This is a genomic window from Streptomyces sp. SN-593 (assembly GCF_016756395.1).
Lineage (GTDB): Bacteria > Actinomycetota > Actinomycetes > Streptomycetales > Streptomycetaceae > Actinacidiphila > Actinacidiphila reveromycinica.
In genome coordinates this window covers 3297382-3317365 of sequence record NZ_AP018365.1, presented here as the reverse complement: position 1 = coordinate 3317365, position 19984 = coordinate 3297382, and the positions used below count along the sequence as shown (strand labels likewise).

Here is a 19984-nt window from a genome sequence, read left to right as displayed (position 1 = left end):
CCACTCACCCGCCAGGAGGCGACGCCGTGCTGCGCACCATGTTCAAGTCCAAGATCCACCGGGCGACCGTGACCCAGGCCGATCTGCACTACGTGGGTTCGGTGACCGTGGACGCCGAGCTGATGGAGGCCGCGGACCTGCTGCCGGGCGAGCTGGTGCACATCGTGGACATCACCAACGGCGCCCGCCTGGAGACCTACGTGATCGAGGGCGAGCGCGGCTCAGGCGTCATCGGCATCAACGGAGCCGCCGCCCACCTGGTGCACCCCGGCGATCTGGTGATCCTGATCAGCTACGCGCAGGTCGAGGACGCCGAGGCCCGTGAGCTGCGCCCGGCCGTGGTCCACGTCGACGCCGGGAACCGGGTCATCGCGCTCGGCGACGACACCGCCGAGCCCGCCCCCGGCAGCGACGCCCTGCGTCCTCCGCACGCGGTCGTCCACGCCTGAGGCGGCGGACGGTGCGCCCCTTCAAGCGGCGGCGACCACCGCGGCGCCGCGCACCGGCCCGGACACCGGGCGTATCTCCACCCGGACGCCGCGCGCGGCAGCCGTCCACTGGGCGCGCAGGCGCGCCAGTTCCGTCAACTCCTCGGCCGTCCACGGCCGGTCGCCGTGCGCCTGCACGTAAGCGCGCAGCGCGGCGTTCGCCTGATCGAGATCTCCCCCAAACATGTGATCCAGACTAGACCTGGGCACTGACAACGCCGAACGGATTGACCGCCGCGCGGGCCCGACGCGGCCCGCCCCGAGGCCCCGCCCCCGCCGTGACCTGCTACGAACCGCGGCCGCCGGAGACCGCCGGCATGCCGAGTGTGAGGGAGGACACAGCGGCCGTATCGGCTGCATATCCCACGGAATCCGACATCCGGCACGTTCCGTGCCGCGCCCTTCCGCGCACGGCCGGTCGATCGGCCCGGCACGCGCGGGCATACCGTCACGCTGACGCCCGTGTCCACGACCACGTCCCCGGAGGACCGCACCATGCTCACCAACGACTACGTGCCCGGCGCGCCGAACTGGCTCGACCTCGGCAGCCGCGACGTCGAGGGCGCCGCGGCGTTCTACCGGGCGCTGCTCGGCTGGGAGTTCCGCCCGGCGGGGCCGGACGCCGGCGGGTACGGCACGTTCGAACTCGACGGGCAGAGCGTCGCCGGCCTCGGCCCGATCACCGACGAGGGGGCCACCCCCGCCTGGACGCTGTACTTCGAGACCGCGGACGCCGACGCGACCTCCAAGGCCGTCGAAGAGGCGGGCGGCACCGTCCGGTTCGCGCCGTTCGACATCGGCGAGCAGGGCCGGATCGCCGGGTACTGCGACCCCTCCGGCGCCGAGTTCGCCGTCTACCAACCGGGCACCGTCAGGGGGTTGGACCGGACCGGCGCCGGCGCCCTGTGCTGGGCGGAGCTGTACACGACGGACGCGGAGCGGGCCAAGCGCTTCTACGCCACGGTGCTCGACTGGGACGCCGTGGACATGCCGCTGGCCGGCGACGCCGGCGTCTACACGGTCGTCTCCCGTCCCGGCGGCGGCCAGGCCGGATCGCACGGCGGCATCATGCAGCTCACCGCCGAGCAGCTTCCGGAGGGGCTGTGCTACTGGCAGCCCTACTTCGGCGTCGCCGACGCCGACGGGGTGGTGGCCGCCGCCTCCTCGCACGGGGCGACGCTGCTGATGCCCAGCACCCACGTGGACGGCATCGGCCGGATCGCCCTGCTCAGGGACCCCGAGGGCGCCTTCTTCGCGGTGCTCCAGCCCGACCCGCGTACGGCCTGACGCGTACGGCCCGACGGGTACGGCCCGCCGCGCGGTCCGACCCGGGTGCGGCCCGACGGGGCGAAGGAGCCGCACCCGCACCCGCGCAGCCGCACCCCCGCGGCCGCCCCCTCGCGCTCAGCCGTGCGCGGGCGGCCAGGCGGCCAACCGGCGCGCGCTGGCGAACCGCAGTTCCCGCCCGGTCACGGGATCGGTGAACTCCAGTGAGCGCGCCAGCAGTTGGAGCGGCCGGGCGTACGGGTCGGCCGCCGCGCCGGGCTCCTCGCCGCCCTCCGCCAACACCACCGGGTAGATCGGATCGTTGAGCAGAGGAAGCCCCAACGCGTGCATGTGCACGCGCAACTGGTGGGTGCGGCCGGTCAGCGGCCGCAACCGGTACCGCCCGAGCGCGCCGCGCCGCTCCGCCAACTCCACGACGCTCTCCGCGTTGCAGGGCCCCGGCACCTCCCGCGCCGCCATCTCCCCGCGCTCCTTCACGATCCGGCTGCGCACCGTCGCGGGCAGCGCGACCGCCGGGTCGTACGCCGCGACCGCCTCGTACTCCTTGCGCACGCGCCGGTCCCGGAAGAGCGTCTGGTACGCGCCGCGGTCCTCCGGGCGCACGACGAACAGCACCACGCCCGCGGTCAGCCGGTCGAGGCGGTGGGCGGGTGCGAGCAGCGGCAGGTCCAGGTCGCGGCGGAGCCGGGCGAGCGCGGTCTCGGTGACGTGGCGGCCGCGCGGGGTGGTGGCCAGGAAGTGCGGCTTGTCGGCGACCACGATCCGCTCGTCACGGTGGAGCACCTCGACCGGGAACGGCACGGCCGGCTCCGGCGGGTGGTCGCGGTGGAACCACACGTACGCCCCCGGTGCGTACGGCGTGTCCGCCCGCACCGGGCCGTCCGCGGTGACGAACCGGCCCGCGGCGAGCATCGCCCCGATCCGCTCCGGCCCGACCGCCGCGCCGTACCGCTCCAGCAGGTAGCCGCCGACCGTCCTCCAGGGGGCGCGCGCCGCCGCGTCGCCCCCTTCGCCGGAGTCCGGCAGCCGCACCCGTACCGGGTCGATGCCCTCGCGCTGCCCGAGCGGCGCGGCGGGTGCCCGGCGGCCCGGCCTGCGCCCCATCGTGATTCCTCCACCCTGCCCGACCTGGCGGTTCCCGGGCCGACTACCGCCAGGTTACGGCCTGCGCGGTGCCGCGCGGCGGGGCCGGGCGGCCGCGGTCAGCCCTCCCCGCCCTCGGCGATCTCCCGCAGCCGCTCCAGGTGGCCGCCCTTCTTCTCCCACGCGGCGAGGGCCGTCTCGATCTGGTCGTGGGTGGCGTCCGGCTTGCCCTTGACCACCACCACCATCTCGGTGTTGGGCGACAGCGCCACGATCGCGGTGTCCAGGGTGACGCCCTCGGCGAGCGCGCGGGAGACCCGCACCGGCAGCTCGCCGCCGGCGTCCGGCCGGGCGTGCCGGGTGTAGTAGCGGTTGCCCGGGGACTCCGGCGGCAGCGGGTCACCGCCGTCGAGGATGTGCTCGATCGAGCCCTGCCCCCACTCCAGAATCCGCTCGATGTCCCGCAGGGTCGCCGTGACGCTCTGGAACTCGTGCCCGCGCTCGATCGTCTGGATGACGGTCCGCTTCACCCCGATCGAGTCGCCGAGGCGCACCTGGCTGAGTCCCTTGCGCTTGCGTGCTGCCCGGATGACGCCGCCCAGCCGCAACCAATCTCCGTCCATGGCCCACATCATGCCGCACTGCACGCAACCACGCAGCCGTCTTCCGAGCCTCCCCACCTGCGGCCGACACGGCCGGAACTCGCCTATTGGTTGCGCGACATGGGGTTACGGAGGCTCATGGAAACGTATTCAGGTCCGCCGACGCAGCTCTTAAAGCTCGGATTATCGATCTGTTGGACTTGCGAGCGGAGTGACCGGCGGATACTTTCGAGACGTGAGACCGAACGGCGCGGCAATGAGGGCACTTCGCACTGCTCGGAAGATGAGCCTTCGCCAGATGCAGGCGGTGACCGGCCTGGACCGGGGCCACCTCTCCCGTCTGGAGCGGGGACTGGCCGGGGCCAGCGACGAGACGATCCGGCGCTGCGCCCTGGCGCTCGACGTCCCGGTCGCCGCGATCACCCACGACGACCGCTGACCGCGGCGCACCCGGCGGGCCTCAGTCCGTCAGCTCGCCGAGCTCCACCGTCAGGCCGTACTCGCGCAGTTGGGCGATTTGGGCGCCGGTCGCGTTGTCGCCCACGATCAGCAGGTCCAGGTCGCTGAGCGGGCAGACCGGCGCGAGGTCGGTGCGGCCGAGCTTGGTCGAGTCGGCGAGCAGGATGTGCCGGGTGGTGGCCCGCAGCATCCTGATCTTCATCTCGGCCTCCTGGATGTTGATGTTGGTGACGCCGGTGTCGGGGTGGATGCCGCTGCACGACAGGAACGCGGTGTCGGCGTGGATGTTCTCCAGGATGCGCCCGCCCATCGGGTCGACCAGCGACCGCTGCAGCGGTCGCAGCGTCCCCCCGGACAGCACCACGGTGAACCGCGGGATGGCCGGCTCCAACTGGTGGGCGACGCTCGTGCTGTTGGTGAAGACCATCAGGTCGGTCAGGTCCCGGCGGGCGACCAGTTCGCGGGCGAAGAAGGTCGTGGTGGTGCCGGCGTCCACGACGATGGACTGGCCGCTGCCGACCCGCTTCGCCGCCGCCTTGGCGATGGCGGTCTTCTCCAGCGCTGCCGACCCCAGCGACTGCTCGTAGGACGGCTCGTTCTGGGTGTCCAGCGGCGCCGCCCGGGCGCCGCCGCGGACCCGGCGGATCAGGCCGTGCTCCTCCAGGACGTCCAGGTCGCCGCGGACGGTGACCACCGAGACGCCGAACGCCTCGGCCAGGGCCGCGATCCGCACGAAGTCCTGCTCCTGGACCAGCGCGAGCATCCGCTCGCGGCGGACCTCGGCCGGCATCGGCTCACGGGTACTCGTCACGCCTGGCCCTTCCGGTCCGCGAGACCGGCGGGCAGCAGGTCGCGGTGTGCTTCGGTCATCTCGTCGCAGAGCTGTTCGATCGCGGCGAGCGAGAGCGTCGCCGCGGTGTTCGGGTCCAGCATCGCAGCGTGCCGCACATGGCGGGGCTCACCGTCCAGCACGGCGCGCACGGTCAGCTCGGCGACGTTGACGTAGGTGCGGTTGAGCGCGGACAGCTGCGCGGGGTAGCGCTCGACCGGGTCGGCCCGCACACCGGCGGCGTCCACGTCGGCGGGCACCTCGACGAAGCACTCGGCCGGCAGCGCGGGGATCAGCCCCTCGTTGGGGAGGGTCAGGTTCACCCGCCGCGGCTCGCCGGTGATCATCGCGCGCAGCACCTCGGAGGCGATCTCCGGGTCCTGCCAGCGGGTCAGCATCGGCCGGCCCTGGGCCAGCCCCCGGCGGATCTCCTCGTAGGCGTGCAGGCTCTGGCCCAGCCGCCCCAGGTACTCGCCGACGGGGATGCCCAGGCGGGCGATCTCGTCGTCGTGGCGCATGAACCAGGGCACGTACTCGGCCGCGTGCTCGCTGGACTCGGTCGGGAAGTAGCCGAAGCGGCGCCACATCTCCATCCGCACGTGCCGCCCCAGCTTCGGGTCGGCCCGCACCGCGGCCTCCAGCTCCGGGTACAGCGACCTGCCGTCCGCCTCGAAGCGCAGCACGAACGCCTGGTGGGTGAGCCCCGCGGTGAGGAAGGTGAGGTCCTCGAACTCGCGGCCGACCGCGTCGGCGAGGAAGGCGTGGGTGTCGCGGACCGCGTGGCACAGGCCGACCACCCGGCTCATGCCGGTGACCTCCCGCAGCGCCCACAGCGTCATCACCAGCGGGTCGGTGTAGCTCAGCAGCCAGGCGTCGGGGCAGTAGACGGCCATGTCCTGGGCGAGGCCCACCATGACCGGGATGGTGCGCAGGCCGCGGAAGATCCCGCCGATGCCGATGGTGTCGGCGATGGTCTGGCGCAGCCCGTGCCGCGCGGGGATCTCGAAGTCGCGCAGCGCGGTGTCGTAGCCGTCCACGCCGAGCTGGCAGACCACGTGGTCGGCGCCGTCCAGCGCGGCCCGGCGGTCGGTGTGGGACTCGATCACCGCCCCCGCGCCGGCCTCCGCGTCCAGGCGCCAGGCCAGGGTGAGGGCGGTGGCCAGCCGGTCCGGGTCGATGTCGTGCAGCCGGATGCGCAGCGTCCCGGCCAGGGCGGGGACGAGGAACAGGTCGGACAGGATGCGCCGGGTCATCTTCACGTTGCCCGCGCCGGTCAGCACGATGTCGGCCATGCCCGTCCTCCTCCGGCTGTGTCGTTCGTTCGTGGGTGTCGTCCCGGTCGTGGCGAGAGCGGCATTCAGGGTACGCCGCGCGGGGCGCCGGCCACGCGGTCCGCGGGGGGACCGGGCGACCGGCGCCCCGGCCGGTCAGCCGACCGTGATGCGGTCGATGTCGGGTGCCCAGTCACCCGGATTGGCGAGGGTGACGGTGTTGGCGCCCGCGTTCAGGTGGAGCGTGGCGGTGGTGGTCGCGGTGGTCTGCCAGTCGGCGGTCGGCGCGACGGACACGCTGACCGGACTGCCGCCGTCGGCGCTGATCCTGAGCGTACGGGCGACCGCGCTGGTGTACGCGATGGTCACCTTGGTGGTGCCGCCGCTCCCGCCGGCCACGCCGTTGAACGTCAGCGTGCCGCCGTTGCCGACGTATCCGACCTTCTTGCCGCCGGAGCAGCCGGTGCAGTCGGCGACGGTCGCGCCGCCGGCCAGGGTGTTCGCGGCGGCCTCCGCCTCGTAGGAGGTGGCACCGCCGTTCCCGCCGCCGCCGGTGGAGCCGGTGCCCACGGCGATGGAGCCGAGCCCGAGCCAGCCGTCGGCGTTCTGCGTGGCGTTGGCGAACCGCAGCGGCTTGGCGGCCGCGCTCACCGACGACAGCGGGTTCACCACGTCCATGACGAGCTGGTAGGAGCCGGACGGCACGGACGAGGTGTCGACGCTGGTGTCGAAGTAGTCCGGGTAGCCGTAGTCCAGGTAGGTCGGGTCGGAGCCCTTGTTCCAGTCCGGGTAGGCGCGGATCTTCAGCGGCATCACCTTGGTCAGGTCCCAGGAGGTGTTCCAGGTCTTCACCACGTTCCCCGACGCGTCCTTCAGGCCCAGCCGTACGGTCCAGGGGTGGTAGAAGGGCGCCACCCCGTCGTTGGAGATCTTCACGCCGATCTTCGCGGTGCCCGCCACCGAGTTGGTGTAGTACGCGTCCGGCACCGTCAGGTCGTAGCCCATCTCCCGGACCGCCGCCCCCACGTTCGGGTCGGTGGGGCCGTAGGAGGTGCTGGCCTGGTCGAGCTTCCAGGTGGTGTGCTCCATCTCGATGCACGCCTTCATGTCGTCGTTGTCACCGTTCGCGCCGGTGCCCCAGGTGTTGAAGACCGTGCCCTGGATCTCCGGCCGGACCTCGCCGCCCATCGAGTCGGTGATCCACTTGTTCTCCACCCCCTCGTCCAGGGCGTACTGCAACTGCGAGTAGTCCGCCCCGCCCATGGACTGGGGCAGGGTGACGCCCGCCAGCGGGCTGCCCTCCCGGTAGCAGAACGAGTCGTCGTGGTAGCCGACGTCGAGGTTGTTCGCGGCGCCGCCGCCCGACGTCGGGTAGCGGACCTCGACCTTGGTGGTGTGGAACGCGTTCGCGTACGCCTTGATGATCAGCGCGGCGTTCGCGTCCGTGGCCATGAAGTCCGCGTAGCCGCCGGTGCCGTTCTCCGGCCAGGTGTGCCACTCGCCCCAGTAGCCGATCAGGCCCATCTGGATGAAGCCGATCCGCGGGTCGCCGTCGTACTTCGCGCCGAACGCCGCGATGAACTGCTGCAACGAGCTGAGCAGGAACGCGTTGTTGTAGTCGGGGCTCTGGGTGTTCCAGTAGGTGTCGTTGTTCGTCGGCACCTTGCCGTTCCAGCACGCGGGCATGCCGTTGGTCGGGTTGCCGTCGGGGTAGTCCAGGTAGAACCGGATCGCGGCGGTGTTCCCGTACGACGCCGTCTCGTTGAGCATCTTCTCCACCGGCGTCCAGTCCAGCGCGGTGCAGTCGTTCGCGTTGGTCATCACCGCGGACAGCGGGAAGTAGCTCCAGGTCAGGCTGTGCGGGTAACCGGTGTTCTGGTTCGTGCCCGCGTTGTAGTAGACGGCCAGGCCCTTGTCGGGGTTGTCCAACGGCCCCGCCGCGTACGTGAGCTGGTGGTCGGTCAGGGACGGGTCCGGGGTGGCGGGCGCCGCGGGGCGGGCCGGGGCACCCGCGGCGACCGGCGTGGCCGCCGACGCGCCGTGGGTGCCGGCCAGGGTCGCGGACAGCAGCGCGAAGAGCGCCGCGAGCGCCATGGCCAGGCGTGCCCGGGTGAGCCCGGTTGGTCTGGTGCGTTGTTGCATCGTGTCGACCTCCGTTGGTCGATCGCAGTGAACGGTACGCGTGGTGCCATCCGGCCCGACCCCGGAAGAATCACCCCCCTGTCGGATCACGGCCCTCAGTCGCCGCGGCGCAGCGCGGCCGCCGTGAAGTCCACCTCCTGCGCCCCGATCTCGAACCGGTAGCGGTCCAACTGCCGGATCGCCGGCCGCGATCCGAGGAAGTCCGCCAGCGCGGCGCGCTCGGTGCTGCCGAGCCAGCCGGGCGGGTCGGAGGTGGCCCGGAAGTCGCAGACGTGGGCGAGGTCCACCAGCAGCCGCCGCTGCGCGGCGGTCAGCAGGCTCTGCTTGTCCCGGAAGTAGGCGGCGTCGGGGTCGAGTTCGACCAGCCCCTTGAGCCAGAGCCGGTTCACCGAGGCGACCAGGGCGTTCTGCGCGGTCGCGTCGGAGGGGTCCTCGGTGGCGTAGTTGGTCCAGAACGGGGCGACGTCCGGCCCGACCCGGATGCCGTCGCACACCCCCAGCGACGGCAGCACCGGCGCGCCCGAACCGAGCAGGTAGACGTCGTCGCCGGCGGCCTCGCGGATCAGCCGCATCGCGTCGCGGTAGGCGCTCTCGCGCCCGACCGCCGGGTCGTGGCGCCGCGCGGTGATGGCGGCGGCGTTGACGAAGTCCAGCTTGAGGTAGCGGAACCCCCAGCCGACCACGGTCTCGACGGTCCGCCGCAGGTGGTCGCGCGCCTCGGGCAGGGTGACGTCCAACGCGTAGTACGGGCCGCCCCAGTTGTAGCCGGCGGGCACCGGATTGCCGCCGGCGTCGGACAGGAACAGGTGCGGGCGCTCCTTGACGACCTGTGCGTCCGGCCGGGCGATGAAGGGCGCGATCCACAGCCCCGCGGTCAGCCCGGCGTCGTTGATCCGCGCGGTCAGATCGGCCATGCCCGAGGGGAACTTGGTGTTCGGCTCCCAGTCGCCGACCATCCGCTCCCAGCCGTCGTCGATCTGGAACACGTCGAACGGCAGCCCCGCCAGCCCTTCGAGGTTCGCGTGCAGGGTGCGCTCGTCGATGTCCTCGTAGTACGCGTACCAGCTCGACCAGACGTTGCCCGCGCGCCGGCCGGTGCGGCCCAGCCGCTCGCCGAGGAGTTCGGCGTAGCGGGCGAAGACCTCGAGCTCCGGGCCGTAGGCGCAGAACCAGGGCGCGCCGGCCTGCTCGTACCAGCCGGTGACGGTGTCGCGGTCCACGCTCAGCCGCGGTACGTCCAGGCCGAGCGAGCCGAGCAGCAGGACGTTGCCGTCGTCGGCGGTCAGCGCGGTCACGGCGGCGGAGTGGTGCCGGCCCTCCTCGTCCCAGACGGTGTCGTCGGCGGTGAGGCGGCGGATCGGGTTGGCGATGCGCAGCGGCGGCTCGTCCATCGCCCGCCAGCCGGACGGGCTCCAGGAGTTCCAGCCGTGGCGGTACACCTGGGCGTTCGGCAGGCCGTGCAGCAGGGCCACCCGGCCCGCCGGCAGCAGCAGACCGCCGTCGACCGGCTCCGGTGGGCCGTCGAGTTGCGCGGGGATGTGCAGAGGACCGAGGTCCAAGAGGTGGGGCATGGTGTCCCTTCACTTCGGGGGAGGGCCGGGGCGCCGTGGTCGGGACGGCGGCCCCGGCCCGGTCACGGGTGCGTCATGGCAGCGGGGATCGGTGCCGGCGGCGGGGCCGGCGGGCGGCGGCGGGGTGCCGTGCCCGGCGGGCGCCGCGGTGCGGTCAGGGCTGGGAGAAGTACCCGTCCACGGCCTTCTGCGCCTTCTTCAACGCGCTGGTGGCGTCGGACTGGCCGAGCCAGACCCGCTCCAGGTCGGTCTGGACATCCTGGGTGACCTGGTCGGCGTGGTCGGTGATGGGGTAGGTGAAGGTGCCGCCGGGCGCGGTGGCCTCGTCCACGAAGACCTTCACGTCCTGGCCGGCGGCCTGGTGGGTGGCGAGCGCCTTGTCGCTGTCGGTCTTGATCGCCGGGAAGACCACGCCCTTGGACGCGATGATGTCCTGGCAGCCGGTCGAGCCGAGGAACTTCACCCACTGCCACGCCTGGTCGGGGTGCTTGGTGCCGGCGTAGATGGCGTCGGACAGGCCGTTGATGAAGGTCTTGCGGCCCTGCGGGCCCACCGGCAGCGGCGCGAACGCGAACTTCTGGGTGGCGGTCGAGCCCATGTAGGTGTTGATGTTCCAGGAACCGGTCATCGTCATCGCGGCCTTGCCGGCGTTGAGCACCGCGTCCGGGCCGAGGCTGGAGTTCTTGTCGTAGGCCGGGGCGTAGCCCTTCTTGGCCAGGCTCGCCATCCAGTCGATGGTCTTGGCCAGCGCCGGGTCGTCGTAGTGGTACTTGGTGCCGAACGGGTTCTTGTCCAGGAAGGTGAAGCCCGCCTCGGCGGCGAGGTTGCCCCAACTGCTCTGCCCGGTGGAGCCGTCGTCGTAGGTCAGCTCGATGCCGTAGGTCTTGACGTGCTTCTTGTCGAACTTCGGGTCCAGGCCGTTGCGGCCGCTGGTGTCGACGGTCATCTTGGCGATGAACTTCTCGAAGGTGCCGCCGTCGTCGGGGTTCCAGGTCAGCTTGGCCAGGTCCGCGGCGGTGTAGCCGGCCTTCGCGGCCATCGTGGTGTTGTACGCGACCGCCTCGGTGTCCCAGTCCTTGGGCAGGCCGTAGCGCTTGCCGTCCTTGACCCAGGCGTCGGCCAGGCCGCTCTGGTACTGGGACAGGTCGACGTGGTCGGCGGCCACCTGCTGCGAGATGTCCAGGATCTGGTTGTTCTTGACCAGGTTCGGGTAGTAGGCGACGTGGTCGGTGAAGACGTCCGGCGCGTTGCCCGCGGTCATCTCGGTGGTGAGGTTCGTCCAGTACTGGCCCCACGCGGTCTGGGTGATCTTGACCTTGATGTCGGGGTTGGCCTTGGTGAAGGCGGCGGCGCACGCCTGGTAGGCCGGAAGCTGGGTGCTGTCCCACAGCGCGTAGTTGAGCGTCACCGGGCCGCCGGCCTTCGCCGAGTCGCTGGAACAGGCGGCCAGGGTCAGGGGGAGGGCGGCGGCGAAGATGGCGACCGCGACGCGGACGTTGCGTCTCATGGAGGATCGTTCCTTTTCTACTTGATACCGGTGAAGCTCATGGACTCCACCAGCCGCTTGCCGAAGAAGATCAACAGCAGGGCCACCGGGACCACGGTCAGCACCGAGGCGGCCATCAGCCCGGTCCAGTCGGGCGCGGTGTTCGGGGACTGCTGGAGGAAGATCCCGAGCCCCGCGGTGAGCACCCGGGTGCTGGGGTCGGGGCCGACCAGCAGTGGCCAGAGGTAGTCCTTCCAGGCCCAGACGGCGGTGATCAGGCCGATGGTGAACAGCGGACCGCGGCTCATCGGCACGATCACCTGCCAGAACTGGGTCCACTTGCCCGCGCCGTCGATGGTGGCGGCCTCCTCGATCTCGCGCGGGATGGACAGGAAGAACTGGCGCAGGAAGAACACTGCGAACGGCGTCATCAGCAGCGTCGGCGCGACCATGCCGGCGAACGAGCCGAGCCATCCGAGGTTCTTCATCAGCGCGAAGTTCGGCAGCAGCGTGAAGATCGGCGGCACCATCAGCGACAGCACGAAGAGGGTGAACAGCAGGTCGCGCCCGCGGAAGCGCAGCCGGGCGAGCGCGTAGCCGGCCATCGCGCAGCAGAACGTCTGGACGGTGGCGATCAGCGCGCAGTAGATCAGCGAGTTGCGCAGGTACAGCAGGAAGTCCAGCTGTGCTCCCGAGCCGCCGGCCGCCTGGTTCTGCGCCAGGCTGGTCAGGCCGATCACCCGCTTGAAGTTGATCAGCGTGGCGTGGTGCGGCCACAACCCGGTGTTGTCGGAGAGCAGTTGGTGCGCGGGGGTGAGGGCGGTGCGCAGCATCCAGTAGAACGGGAAGACCGTCACCAGCAGGGCCACGACCAGCACGGTCCAGGCGAGCACGCGGCCCGGGTGCAGGCGCGGCGCGGTGGGGTGTCGGGGCATCGTCGGGCCTCCTAGGCCAGGTCCGAGCGCGATGCGCGCAGCAGCCGCATCTGCACCATGGTCAGCACGCCGAGGATGAGGACCAGCGTCATCGCGACCGCGCTGGCGTAGCCCATTTCGAAGTGTTTGAAGGCCAGTTCGTAGATGTAGTAGTAGATGACGCGGGTGGAGTTGACCGGGCCGCCGGGACTGGGCGTGATGGCGACCGTGTCGAAGATCTGGAACGAGCCGATCACCGACACCACCAGCACCAGCGCGAGCACCGGCCGGATCAGCGGCAGGGTGAGCCGGAAGAACATCCGGATCTCGCCGGCGCCGTCCAGCAGCGCGGCCTCGTAGATCGGGTCGGGGATCTGGAGCATGCCCGCGTACAGCAGCAGCGCGGTGTAGCCGGTGTACGCCCAGGTGTTGGTGAGCGCGATGGTGGGCATGGCCCAGGTGGTCGAGGTGAACCAGCCGTGGGTGCTCATCCCCACCGAGCCCAGCACGTGGTTGACCAGGCCGAGGTCGGCGTCGAACAGCCACAGGAAGAGCAGTCCCACGGTGACGTTCGGCACCAGCCAGGGCAGCAGCAGCATCACGCGGATCGCCACCGACCGGGTCAGCCGGAACATCAGCCCGGCCAGCACCACCGCCAGCACCGTCTGGCCGCCGACGTTGAGCACCACGTAGTAGGCGCTGACCTTCAGCGAGTTCCAGAACAGCGGGTCGTGCAGCAGCCGCGAGTAGTTGGCCGCGCCCACCCCGTGCGGGCTGGAGAGCAGGTTGTAGTCGGTCGTGGAGAAGTACGCACCGCGGATCGCCGGGTACACGTAGAACACCGCGAAGCCGATCAGCACCGGCGCGAGGAACAGCAGCGCGACCGGGCCGTCCCCGCGGCGCCGGGGTCCGTGCCGCGGTTTGCGCCCGGTACGGCCCGGGGCGTCGGCTCGCGCCTCCCGCGCCGTGTCCGCCCGCTCGCGGGTCTGCGACGCACCACCGGCCACGAGGACTCCTTCAGTACGACTTTCCATAACTTTCTCTTCTCATCGCTTGGAGAGAAGTAACGACCTTCCGCCCGGGCTTGTCAAGGCTCGCGGCGGCAACGATCGCCGCGGCCGTGCCGAGGCGCTGGTGGCGGGCGGACGCGTCGCCCGCGCTGCGCGGCCGGTGGTGTGGCCCTGCGGGCGCCTGTGTCCGGGGGTGGTGGTGGGACGCTTCCGAGCTGGTGCTTTACCGGGCTGACATCGACCGGGGCGGACGTGGCGGTCGGCTTGGCCGTTGCTCGGCCGTGAGCGGCCGGTGCGCTCGCACGCTCGCCCGCCCAGGTCGTCACGAAGCGTGTGCCGCGGATCGCGCTGGGGTGCTCGGTGGGCCGGAGGTGGACCCGTTCGCGGCCCTTGACTTTCCAAAACTTTCCATCGATGCTCCCTGCGGGGCGTCTGCCGTGCCCCGGATGAGAGTCGAGCCGATGTCCGAACACCGCGCCGCGGCCCCGGCCGGCGGCCGCCGCCACCCCGCCCCCGACCCCCGGCCGCACGCCCGCCCGGGCCCGGCGCTGCTGCCGATCCAGCGCAAGCGCGCGATCCTGGCCATCCTGGCCGCGGAGCGCGCGGTCGAGACCTCCCGGCTGGCCGCGCGCCTCGGCGTCTCGACGGTCACGATCCGGCGCGACCTCGGGCAGCTCCACGACGAGGGGCGGCTGCGGCGGGTCCGCGGCGGCGGCCGGCCGCGCTGACCATGGGGCGGAGCGCTGACCGCGGGGCGGGCGCGCTGACCATGGGGCCGGCCGCACTGATCGCGGGGCCGGCTTCCGTACGGGGTGCCGGAACGCGGGCGCCCGGCCGCGCCCCCGGGTGCGGGGCGGCGGCCGGGCGCGGGCCGGTCACGGTCGGGCGGTCACGGGTGCGCGGTCGCCGGTGGGGGAGCGGCCCGGAAACGGGGGAGCGTCAGCAGGTCTTCCCCGCGTACAGCGCGACCGCGTCGTCGGAGCCGATCGTCGCGGTGAACCTCCCGTCGGAGCCGACGGTGTAGGACGTGCCGGTGTGCTGCACGTCGCAGTACCTGCCGGCGGGCAGCGGGGTGGTGAACGTCGACGTGAGCGAGCCGCTCTCGTGGTTGATCGCCACGAAGCCCTTGCTGCCGCGGCCGAACGCGATGGCGTTGCCGCCGTCGTCCCACCAGTCGGTGACGGCCGTGCCGGCCACGGCGTTGTGGAAGCCGACCATGTTCGCGATCTGCGGCCAGGCATGCTGGCACTTCCAGCCGTCGCTGTAACAGGCGTTGACCTGGCCGTTGTTCGGCGGCCCGGCGTCGGTGTCGGAGAACTCGTAGCCGGAGTAGACGTTCGGCGAGCCGTACGGCCACGCCAGCAGGAAGACGTTGGCCAGGGTGTAGGTGGCGTTGTTCTTGTAGCTGAGGGTGGAGCCGTTGCGCTCGGTGTCCCAGTTGTCCACGAACGTACGGGCCTTGGCGCCGGGCAGGTAGCCGGCGCCCCACGACTCGCCCCACTGGCTGAGGTACGCCAGCTTCTCGGAGGTGAAGATCCGCTTCAGGTCGTACGCGCCCTGGAACTCGTCCACGTCGCCGGTGCCCTCGTACTCGGTGGGCTGGACGGCCTCGCCGGCGCCGTAGATCACCTCCTGCGCCCAGTAGGCGTTGGGATTGGTGAGCTTGGCCTTGATCGCGGCCAGGTCGCTCGCGGCGATGTGCTTGGCGGCGTCGATCCGGAAGCCGTCGACGCCCAGCGACAGCAGGTGGTTGAGGTAGCCGGCGATGGTGGAGCGGACGTAGTCGCTGCCGGTGTCGAGGTCCGCCAGTCCGACCAGCTCGCAGGTCTGGACGTTGGAGCGGTCCTGGTAGTTGCTGATGTCCTGCCGGCAGGTGTGGAAGTCCTGGTCCTCGTACGTGCCGGGGTAGTTGTACTTGGTGTACGCGGTGCCGGCCGTGCCCGTGCCCGACCCCGCGGACATGTGGTTGATCACGGCGTCCGCGACGACCTTCACGCCCGCCGCGTGGCAGGTGCTGACCATGGACCGGAACTGCGACTCGTTGCCGAGGCGGTTCTGCAACGTGTAGCTGACCGGCTGGTAGGAGGTCCACCACTGGCTGCCCTGGATGTTCTCGGTGGCCGGCGAGACCTCGACGTAGCCGTACCCGGCCGGGCCGAGCTGGTTGGTGCAGGCGGTGGCGACGCTGCCGTAGTTCCACTGGAAGAGGGTCGCGGTGACGTCCTTCGTGCCCGGCGGGGTCGCACCCGCGGGCGTCTGCGAGGCGGCCAGCAGTCCCGCCGCGGCGACCACCGCGGCGAGGGCGCCGTTGAGGATGCGGGATCTCATGGGCGGCTCCTTCAGTCGAGGGGCACAGGGGTGCCCTGTGCCCTGTGAAGGCGGCCACGCGCCAGGCCGCCGGCGAGAGGGGAGCCCGGTCCGCCGGGCTCCCGCAGGAGCTTGCTGCTGTCACACCAGTCACGTCAATGTCCATGACACAACTGATTTCCGGTGCTTGCCGAAAGGGCTTGCAGCGGGTTCGGTGGGTGCCCGGTGCCCGGTGCCCGGTGCCCGGTGCCCGGTGCCGGGTGCCGGGTGCCGGGTGCCGCGCGCCGGGCGGCGGGCGGGCGGCGGGTGCCCGGTGCCGCGCGCCGAGTTGCGGGCATGGGCGGGGGCGCCGGGTCGGGGGCGGCGGGTCGGCGGACGCCGGGTCGGGGAGTCGGCGGGCGACCGGGGCAGGGCCGCGGCACCGCCCTATCGTTGCCCGATGCGCGCACACCACATCGACCGCCCGGCCGACCTCGACACGGTGCGGGAGTCCTACGACCGGGTGGCGGACAACTACGCCCACATGGTGCTCACGACGGGACTCGGCGACATCCGCCGCCACCCGTGGCTGAAGGCGTCGATCGACGCCTTCGCCGATTCCGTGGGCGAACTCGGCCCCGTCCTGGACGTCGGCTGCGGGCCCGGCACGGTCACCGGCTACCTCGCCGAACGCGGCCTCGACGTCCGCGGGGTGGACCTGTCCCCCCGGATGATCGAGAACGCCCGCCGCCTGCACCCGCGGTGCCGCTTCGACGTCTGCTCCGCCACCGAACTCGACCTGGCGGACGCGTCGTTGGGCGGGGTGCTCGGGTGGTGGTCGCTGTTCAACCTGCCGCGGCAGGTCCTTCCCCAGGTCCTGGCCCACTTCGCCCGCGCGTTGAGGCCCGGCGGGTACCTCATCACCGCGACACACGTCGGCGACGAGGACGCGCCGCGCACCGAGGCGTACGGCGGCGTCCCCGTCCGCTGGACGACGCACAAGTGGCGGCCGGAACCGTATGTGCGGCTGATCGAGCAGGCCGGGCTGCACCCGGTCGCCGAACTCCGCCTTCCCGCGGACGAACAGGTCGGCCCGGGACTGGTCGTCATGGCCCGGCGGCCCGGGTGAGCGGGGCCCGGTGGCCGGGTGCGCCCCGGGGCGCCGGGTGACGGGGCTCCGTCGGACCGGGTGCGCCGTCCGGGCGCCTGTGGCACCATCGGGCGAGCCGGAGCCGCGGTGCGCAGGAGGCGGAGAGTTCAGATGCAGGTGGAGATCCGGGCGGCGGACGACGACGGTGTCCCCGCGTTACTCGACTTCTTCCGCTGGCTGAGGGACGACGACGCCGGACCCGAGGTCGTGCGCCTGGAGAACGCCGCCGACGGCCGCCCCGGCGCGATGGGAGCCCTGGAGGCCGTCCAGGTCGTCCTCGCCGACGCGACGGCCCTGGCGAGCCTGGCGGCGCAGTACGGGTCCTGGCGCCGGGCGCGGACCGCCGGCCGGCGCGGCGTGGCGTTCACCTTCTCGCGCCCCTCGGACGGCCTGTCCGTCACGGTGGACAACGGCACCGACGACGAGGTGCGCCGCATCATGGCGGCACTCGTCGCTCCGCAGGAACCGCCGCCCTCCTCCGAACCTCCCGGCGGGACACCGGAGTAGGGCGCATGGAAGCCCACGCCGGCACCGAACTCGCCGACCCGCAGCGCTCGTACGCGGTCCTCATCGGCTCCGCCAGGTACGGCCACGCCTCGCTCGACGACCTGCCCGCGGTCGCCAACAACCTCGCACGACTCGCCGAGTTGCTCGCCGACACCACGATCTGGGGCCTGCCGAGGCGGCATTGCGTCCTGATTCCCGAGCCGGCGTCGCGCGAGGAGGTCCTCGACGCCATCCACGACGCGGCGGGGCGGGCCGACGACACGCTGATGGTGTACTTCGCCGGGCACGGCCTCGCTCACCCGGACGTCAACGGCCTCCTGCTCGCCCTCCCCGGCACCGACCCCGAACGCACCTACACCGCACTGGACTTCGACGCCGTACGCGGCGAGGTGCTCGGCACCCGGCGCGACGTCAACCGTGTCGTCATCCTGGACTGCTGCTACGGCGGACGGGCGTTCGCGGGCGGCATGGGCGGAGTCGGCACCGCGGTGCAGATGGCCGAGCAGACGCGGATCGCGGGCTCGTACCTCCTCACCGCGAGTTCCGCGACCCGGCAGGCGCAGTCTCCTCCGGGCGAGACCTACACGGCCTTCACCGGAGAGCTGATCCGGCTGTTGGAGAACGGCCTGCCCGGCGCCGGGGAACTGATCGAGGCCACCCACGTCTACGAGCACCTGTACGGCGAACTCCGCTCCAAGGGGCGGCCGTTGCCGCAGCAGCGACTCAGCAACACCGGCCGCGCCCTGGTTTTCGCCAGGAACCGGCATCTGGCCGGGACGGCGCCCGCCCCCGGAGGCGGGGGCCGGAGGGCCGCGGACCAGTTCACCCGCCCCGACGCGCCGGCGGGGTCGGTGGGGCCGGTGGGGCCGGCAGGGCCGGCGTGGACACCGCGCGAACTCGTCCGGGAGGCTGCCAGGTTGAGGTCCGCATCCGTGTCCGCGGGCGGGGGCGGGGGCGGGTCCGCCGGTGCGGGTGGGTCCACCGATGTGGGCGCGGGTGGGGACGGCGGTGCAGGTGCGGGCGGAAACGGCGGTGCGGGTTCGGGGTCGCGTTCGGGTGCGGCTGTGGTCGGCGACGCCGCCGCCGACGCGGTGCTGCGGGAGTGGGCGACGCGCCGCCCGGTCCAGGAAGTGGCCACCTTGGCGGTGCTCCTCGACGCGGAGCAGGACCGCCGCGGCTCCGACGTGGTGGACGCGGCTCTGGCCGGCCGGGGCCCGCAGGCCGTGGCCGGCTACCTCGACGCCCTGCACGCCCTGGCCGACGAGCCCGCCGCCGCCGACCGCGTCCTCCACCAAGCCGCCGGCCAGTCCGTCGACATCGTCGCGGCCACGTACAAGGCCCTGCGCTCGGCCGGACGCACCGCCGAGGCCGACCGGCTGCTGTCCCTCCGGACCGACCGGCTGCGGAGCACCGACGACGTCCTGGAGGTGACGGGCGCGCTGTGGTCCGCCGACCTGGAGGCCGAGGCCGACCGGGTCCTCACCGCAGCCGTCGCGGACTCCCCGGAGGAGTCGGGGCGGCTGGCCGACGCACTCCTGTCCATCGGCCGCCAGGACCGGGCCTTCGCCCTCTACCTCCGCTTCCAGGAGGCGGTGGTACGCCGTCCGCTGCCAGCCCTCGTCCAGCTCCTGAAGGGGATGCACGACGCGGGACGAGACGACGACGCCACCACGGTGCTCGAACGGTGGATCGCCGGCACCCTTCCCCCGACGGCGCCCCTCGCGCCCTCGGCCCGGCAGGCCGTCACCGGGCTCTGCGCGGAACTGCGCTCGTCGGGCCTCGGCCCGTACGCCTCCACCGTGCTGGGGCGCGCCGCCTCGACGCTGCCGCCGGCGGACACGCTCGCGCTCGCCGAGGCGCTGTACCGCCAGGGCCACGGCGAGGACTCCGTCCTGCTGCTGTCGACGGCGACCGCGGCCGGTCCGGCCGAGGCCGTCGTGGACTTCATGGCGGGGCTGCGCGAGATGGGCCGGCCCATGGACGCCAACGCCCTGCTCGACGAGGCCGGCCGGTTGCCCGCGCCCGAGGTCGCGCGACTGCTGGAACGGCTGGAGACGGGCGGCAGCACCCGCGACCGCGACCGGCTGCTCACGGTGATCGCCGGCCGGCCGGCGCCGGCGCGGCTCGCGCTGCTGAGGGAGCCGTTCCTGGCCGACGGCCGCCACGACGCGGTCTTCACGCCGCTCGGCACCCTCTCCGACCCGGCCTTCACCGAGGTGCTGGAGCAACTGCGGGCCGACGGAAGTCCCCAGGACCTCGTCACGCTGTTCGCCTGCGGAGCCCGCGTCGGTGCGGGGCACCTCACCGCGTGGCTCGCGCGGATGGAACGGGCGAGGATCCCCGAGGCCCTCGTGCTGCGCGCCTACATGCGCGACCGCGGTGTTCCGGCCGGCGGGCGGGTCCCCGCGTTCGGCAAGGGCGACCTGCGGGCGGTGGCCGACCGCGTGCGGTCCTCCAGCGGCCTGGCGCTCACCCTCGCGGCCTTGCAGGTCCTCGGCCAGGACGAGGCGGTCGCGTACCTGGCGCGACGGGCGGCCGCGTCGTGGCTGAACAGCGGGCAGCGGCTGGAACTGACGGTGTCGCTCTGCCGGAGGGACCTGGGCGGCGCCGCCCGCGCCGTGATCAAGGGGGGCGGGTGGGACGACATCGGGCACCTGGTCGAGACGGTCACCGGCCTGCACGCCGCGGGCTTCCCCGACGACGCCGCGTACGCGCTGCGCTGCTACGCCGTCCGGCTCGGCGGCGGCCGCGCGAAGAAGCTCGCGGCGTCCCTCGGGCTGGAGCCCCCGCCGAGCACGTCGTACTTCCCGATGCTCCGGCGACGCGGCCTCGCCCCGGCCCCCGACTGACCACCCCGTACCCGCGCCCCCCGAACGCGGCCCCGCGACCAGACCACGGT

The 19984-nt window shown here is 72.5% G+C and carries 18 protein-coding genes; 7 read left to right on the top strand and 11 right to left on the bottom strand.

Annotation, left to right across the window (positions count from 1 at the left end):
• Positions 1-26: 26 nt before the first annotated feature.
• Positions 27-449, top strand: a complete 423-nt coding sequence (gene panD, locus RVR_RS13660) for an aspartate 1-decarboxylase (protein ID WP_202234115.1) — start codon at positions 27-29, stop codon at positions 447-449.
• Positions 450-470: 21 nt separating this feature from the next.
• Here panD and RVR_RS13655 read toward each other — a convergent pair whose 3' ends face one another.
• Positions 471-674 (bottom strand): hypothetical protein, encoded by a 204-nt coding sequence (locus tag RVR_RS13655; RefSeq protein ID WP_202234114.1) that lies wholly within the window; start codon positions 672-674, stop codon positions 471-473.
• 276 nt (positions 675-950) lie between these two features.
• On the opposite strand from RVR_RS13655, the gene RVR_RS13650 reads away from it, so the two are divergent.
• Entirely contained in the window at positions 951-1775 is an 825-nt protein-coding gene (locus RVR_RS13650; protein ID WP_346731451.1) for a VOC family protein, read from the top strand.
• A gap of 117 nt (positions 1776-1892) precedes the next feature.
• Here RVR_RS13650 and RVR_RS13645 read toward each other — a convergent pair whose 3' ends face one another.
• Positions 1893-2879, bottom strand: a complete 987-nt coding sequence (locus tag RVR_RS13645) for a pseudouridine synthase (protein WP_202234113.1) — start codon at positions 2877-2879, stop codon at positions 1893-1895.
• Positions 2880-2977: 98 nt separating this feature from the next.
• A complete protein-coding gene (locus RVR_RS13640; RefSeq protein WP_202234112.1) occupies positions 2978-3481 on the bottom strand; it encodes a helix-turn-helix transcriptional regulator in 504 nt (167 codons plus the stop codon).
• 235 nt (positions 3482-3716) lie between these two features.
• On the opposite strand from RVR_RS13640, the gene RVR_RS13635 reads away from it, so the two are divergent.
• A complete protein-coding gene (locus RVR_RS13635) occupies positions 3717-3899 on the top strand; it encodes a helix-turn-helix domain-containing protein (protein WP_272933079.1) in 183 nt (60 codons plus the stop codon).
• Positions 3900-3920: 21 nt separating this feature from the next.
• On the opposite strand, the gene RVR_RS13630 is transcribed toward RVR_RS13635, so the two are convergent.
• The 7 genes from RVR_RS13630 to RVR_RS13600 form a co-directional block, all read right to left on the bottom strand.
• Complete coding sequence (locus tag RVR_RS13630; RefSeq protein ID WP_202234110.1) at positions 3921-4730, bottom strand: DeoR/GlpR family DNA-binding transcription regulator; 810 nt, start codon at positions 4728-4730, stop codon at positions 3921-3923.
• On the bottom strand, positions 4727-6040 hold the full coding sequence (locus RVR_RS13625; RefSeq protein WP_202234109.1) for a family 4 glycosyl hydrolase: 1314 nt from the start codon (positions 6038-6040) through the stop codon (positions 4727-4729). Before RVR_RS13625 ends, RVR_RS13630 begins: the two co-directional genes overlap by 4 nt.
• A gap of 135 nt (positions 6041-6175) precedes the next feature.
• Positions 6176-8161 carry a carbohydrate-binding protein gene (locus tag RVR_RS13620; protein WP_202234108.1) on the bottom strand — a complete coding sequence of 662 codons (1986 nt, stop codon included), beginning with the start codon at positions 8159-8161 and terminating at the stop codon, positions 6176-6178.
• Between the two features lie 95 nt (positions 8162-8256).
• Positions 8257-9732, bottom strand: a complete 1476-nt coding sequence (locus RVR_RS13615; RefSeq protein ID WP_202234107.1) for a glycoside hydrolase family 36 protein — start codon at positions 9730-9732, stop codon at positions 8257-8259.
• Positions 9733-9886: 154 nt separating this feature from the next.
• A complete protein-coding gene (locus tag RVR_RS13610) occupies positions 9887-11239 on the bottom strand; it encodes an ABC transporter substrate-binding protein (protein ID WP_202234106.1) in 1353 nt (450 codons plus the stop codon).
• A gap of 17 nt (positions 11240-11256) precedes the next feature.
• Positions 11257-12153 carry a carbohydrate ABC transporter permease gene (locus RVR_RS13605; RefSeq protein WP_202234105.1) on the bottom strand — a complete coding sequence of 299 codons (897 nt, stop codon included), beginning with the start codon at positions 12151-12153 and terminating at the stop codon, positions 11257-11259.
• A gap of 11 nt (positions 12154-12164) precedes the next feature.
• A complete protein-coding gene (locus RVR_RS13600; RefSeq protein WP_430393232.1) occupies positions 12165-13010 on the bottom strand; it encodes a carbohydrate ABC transporter permease in 846 nt (281 codons plus the stop codon).
• A gap of 593 nt (positions 13011-13603) precedes the next feature.
• On the opposite strand from RVR_RS13600, the gene RVR_RS13595 reads away from it, so the two are divergent.
• Positions 13604-13870, top strand: a complete 267-nt coding sequence (locus RVR_RS13595) for a DeoR family transcriptional regulator (RefSeq protein ID WP_202234103.1) — start codon at positions 13604-13606, stop codon at positions 13868-13870.
• 211 nt (positions 13871-14081) lie between these two features.
• On the opposite strand, the gene RVR_RS13590 is transcribed toward RVR_RS13595, so the two are convergent.
• On the bottom strand, positions 14082-15470 hold the full coding sequence (locus RVR_RS13590; protein WP_202234102.1) for an alpha-amylase: 1389 nt from the start codon (positions 15468-15470) through the stop codon (positions 14082-14084).
• Between the two features lie 418 nt (positions 15471-15888).
• On the opposite strand from RVR_RS13590, the gene RVR_RS13585 reads away from it, so the two are divergent.
• The 3 genes from RVR_RS13585 (at position 15889) to RVR_RS13575 (ending at position 19934) form a co-directional block, all read left to right on the top strand.
• The gene (locus tag RVR_RS13585; protein WP_202234101.1) at positions 15889-16557 is read left to right on the top strand and encodes a class I SAM-dependent methyltransferase; all 669 of its coding nucleotides are present in this window, start codon (positions 15889-15891) and stop codon (positions 16555-16557) included.
• Between the two features lie 132 nt (positions 16558-16689).
• Positions 16690-17085 carry an effector-associated constant component EACC1 gene (locus RVR_RS13580; RefSeq protein ID WP_202234100.1) on the top strand — a complete coding sequence of 132 codons (396 nt, stop codon included), beginning with the start codon at positions 16690-16692 and terminating at the stop codon, positions 17083-17085.
• A gap of 5 nt (positions 17086-17090) precedes the next feature.
• Positions 17091-19934 (top strand): caspase, EACC1-associated type, encoded by a 2844-nt coding sequence (locus tag RVR_RS13575; RefSeq protein WP_202234099.1) that lies wholly within the window; start codon positions 17091-17093, stop codon positions 19932-19934.
• Positions 19935-19984 lie beyond the last annotated feature (50 nt).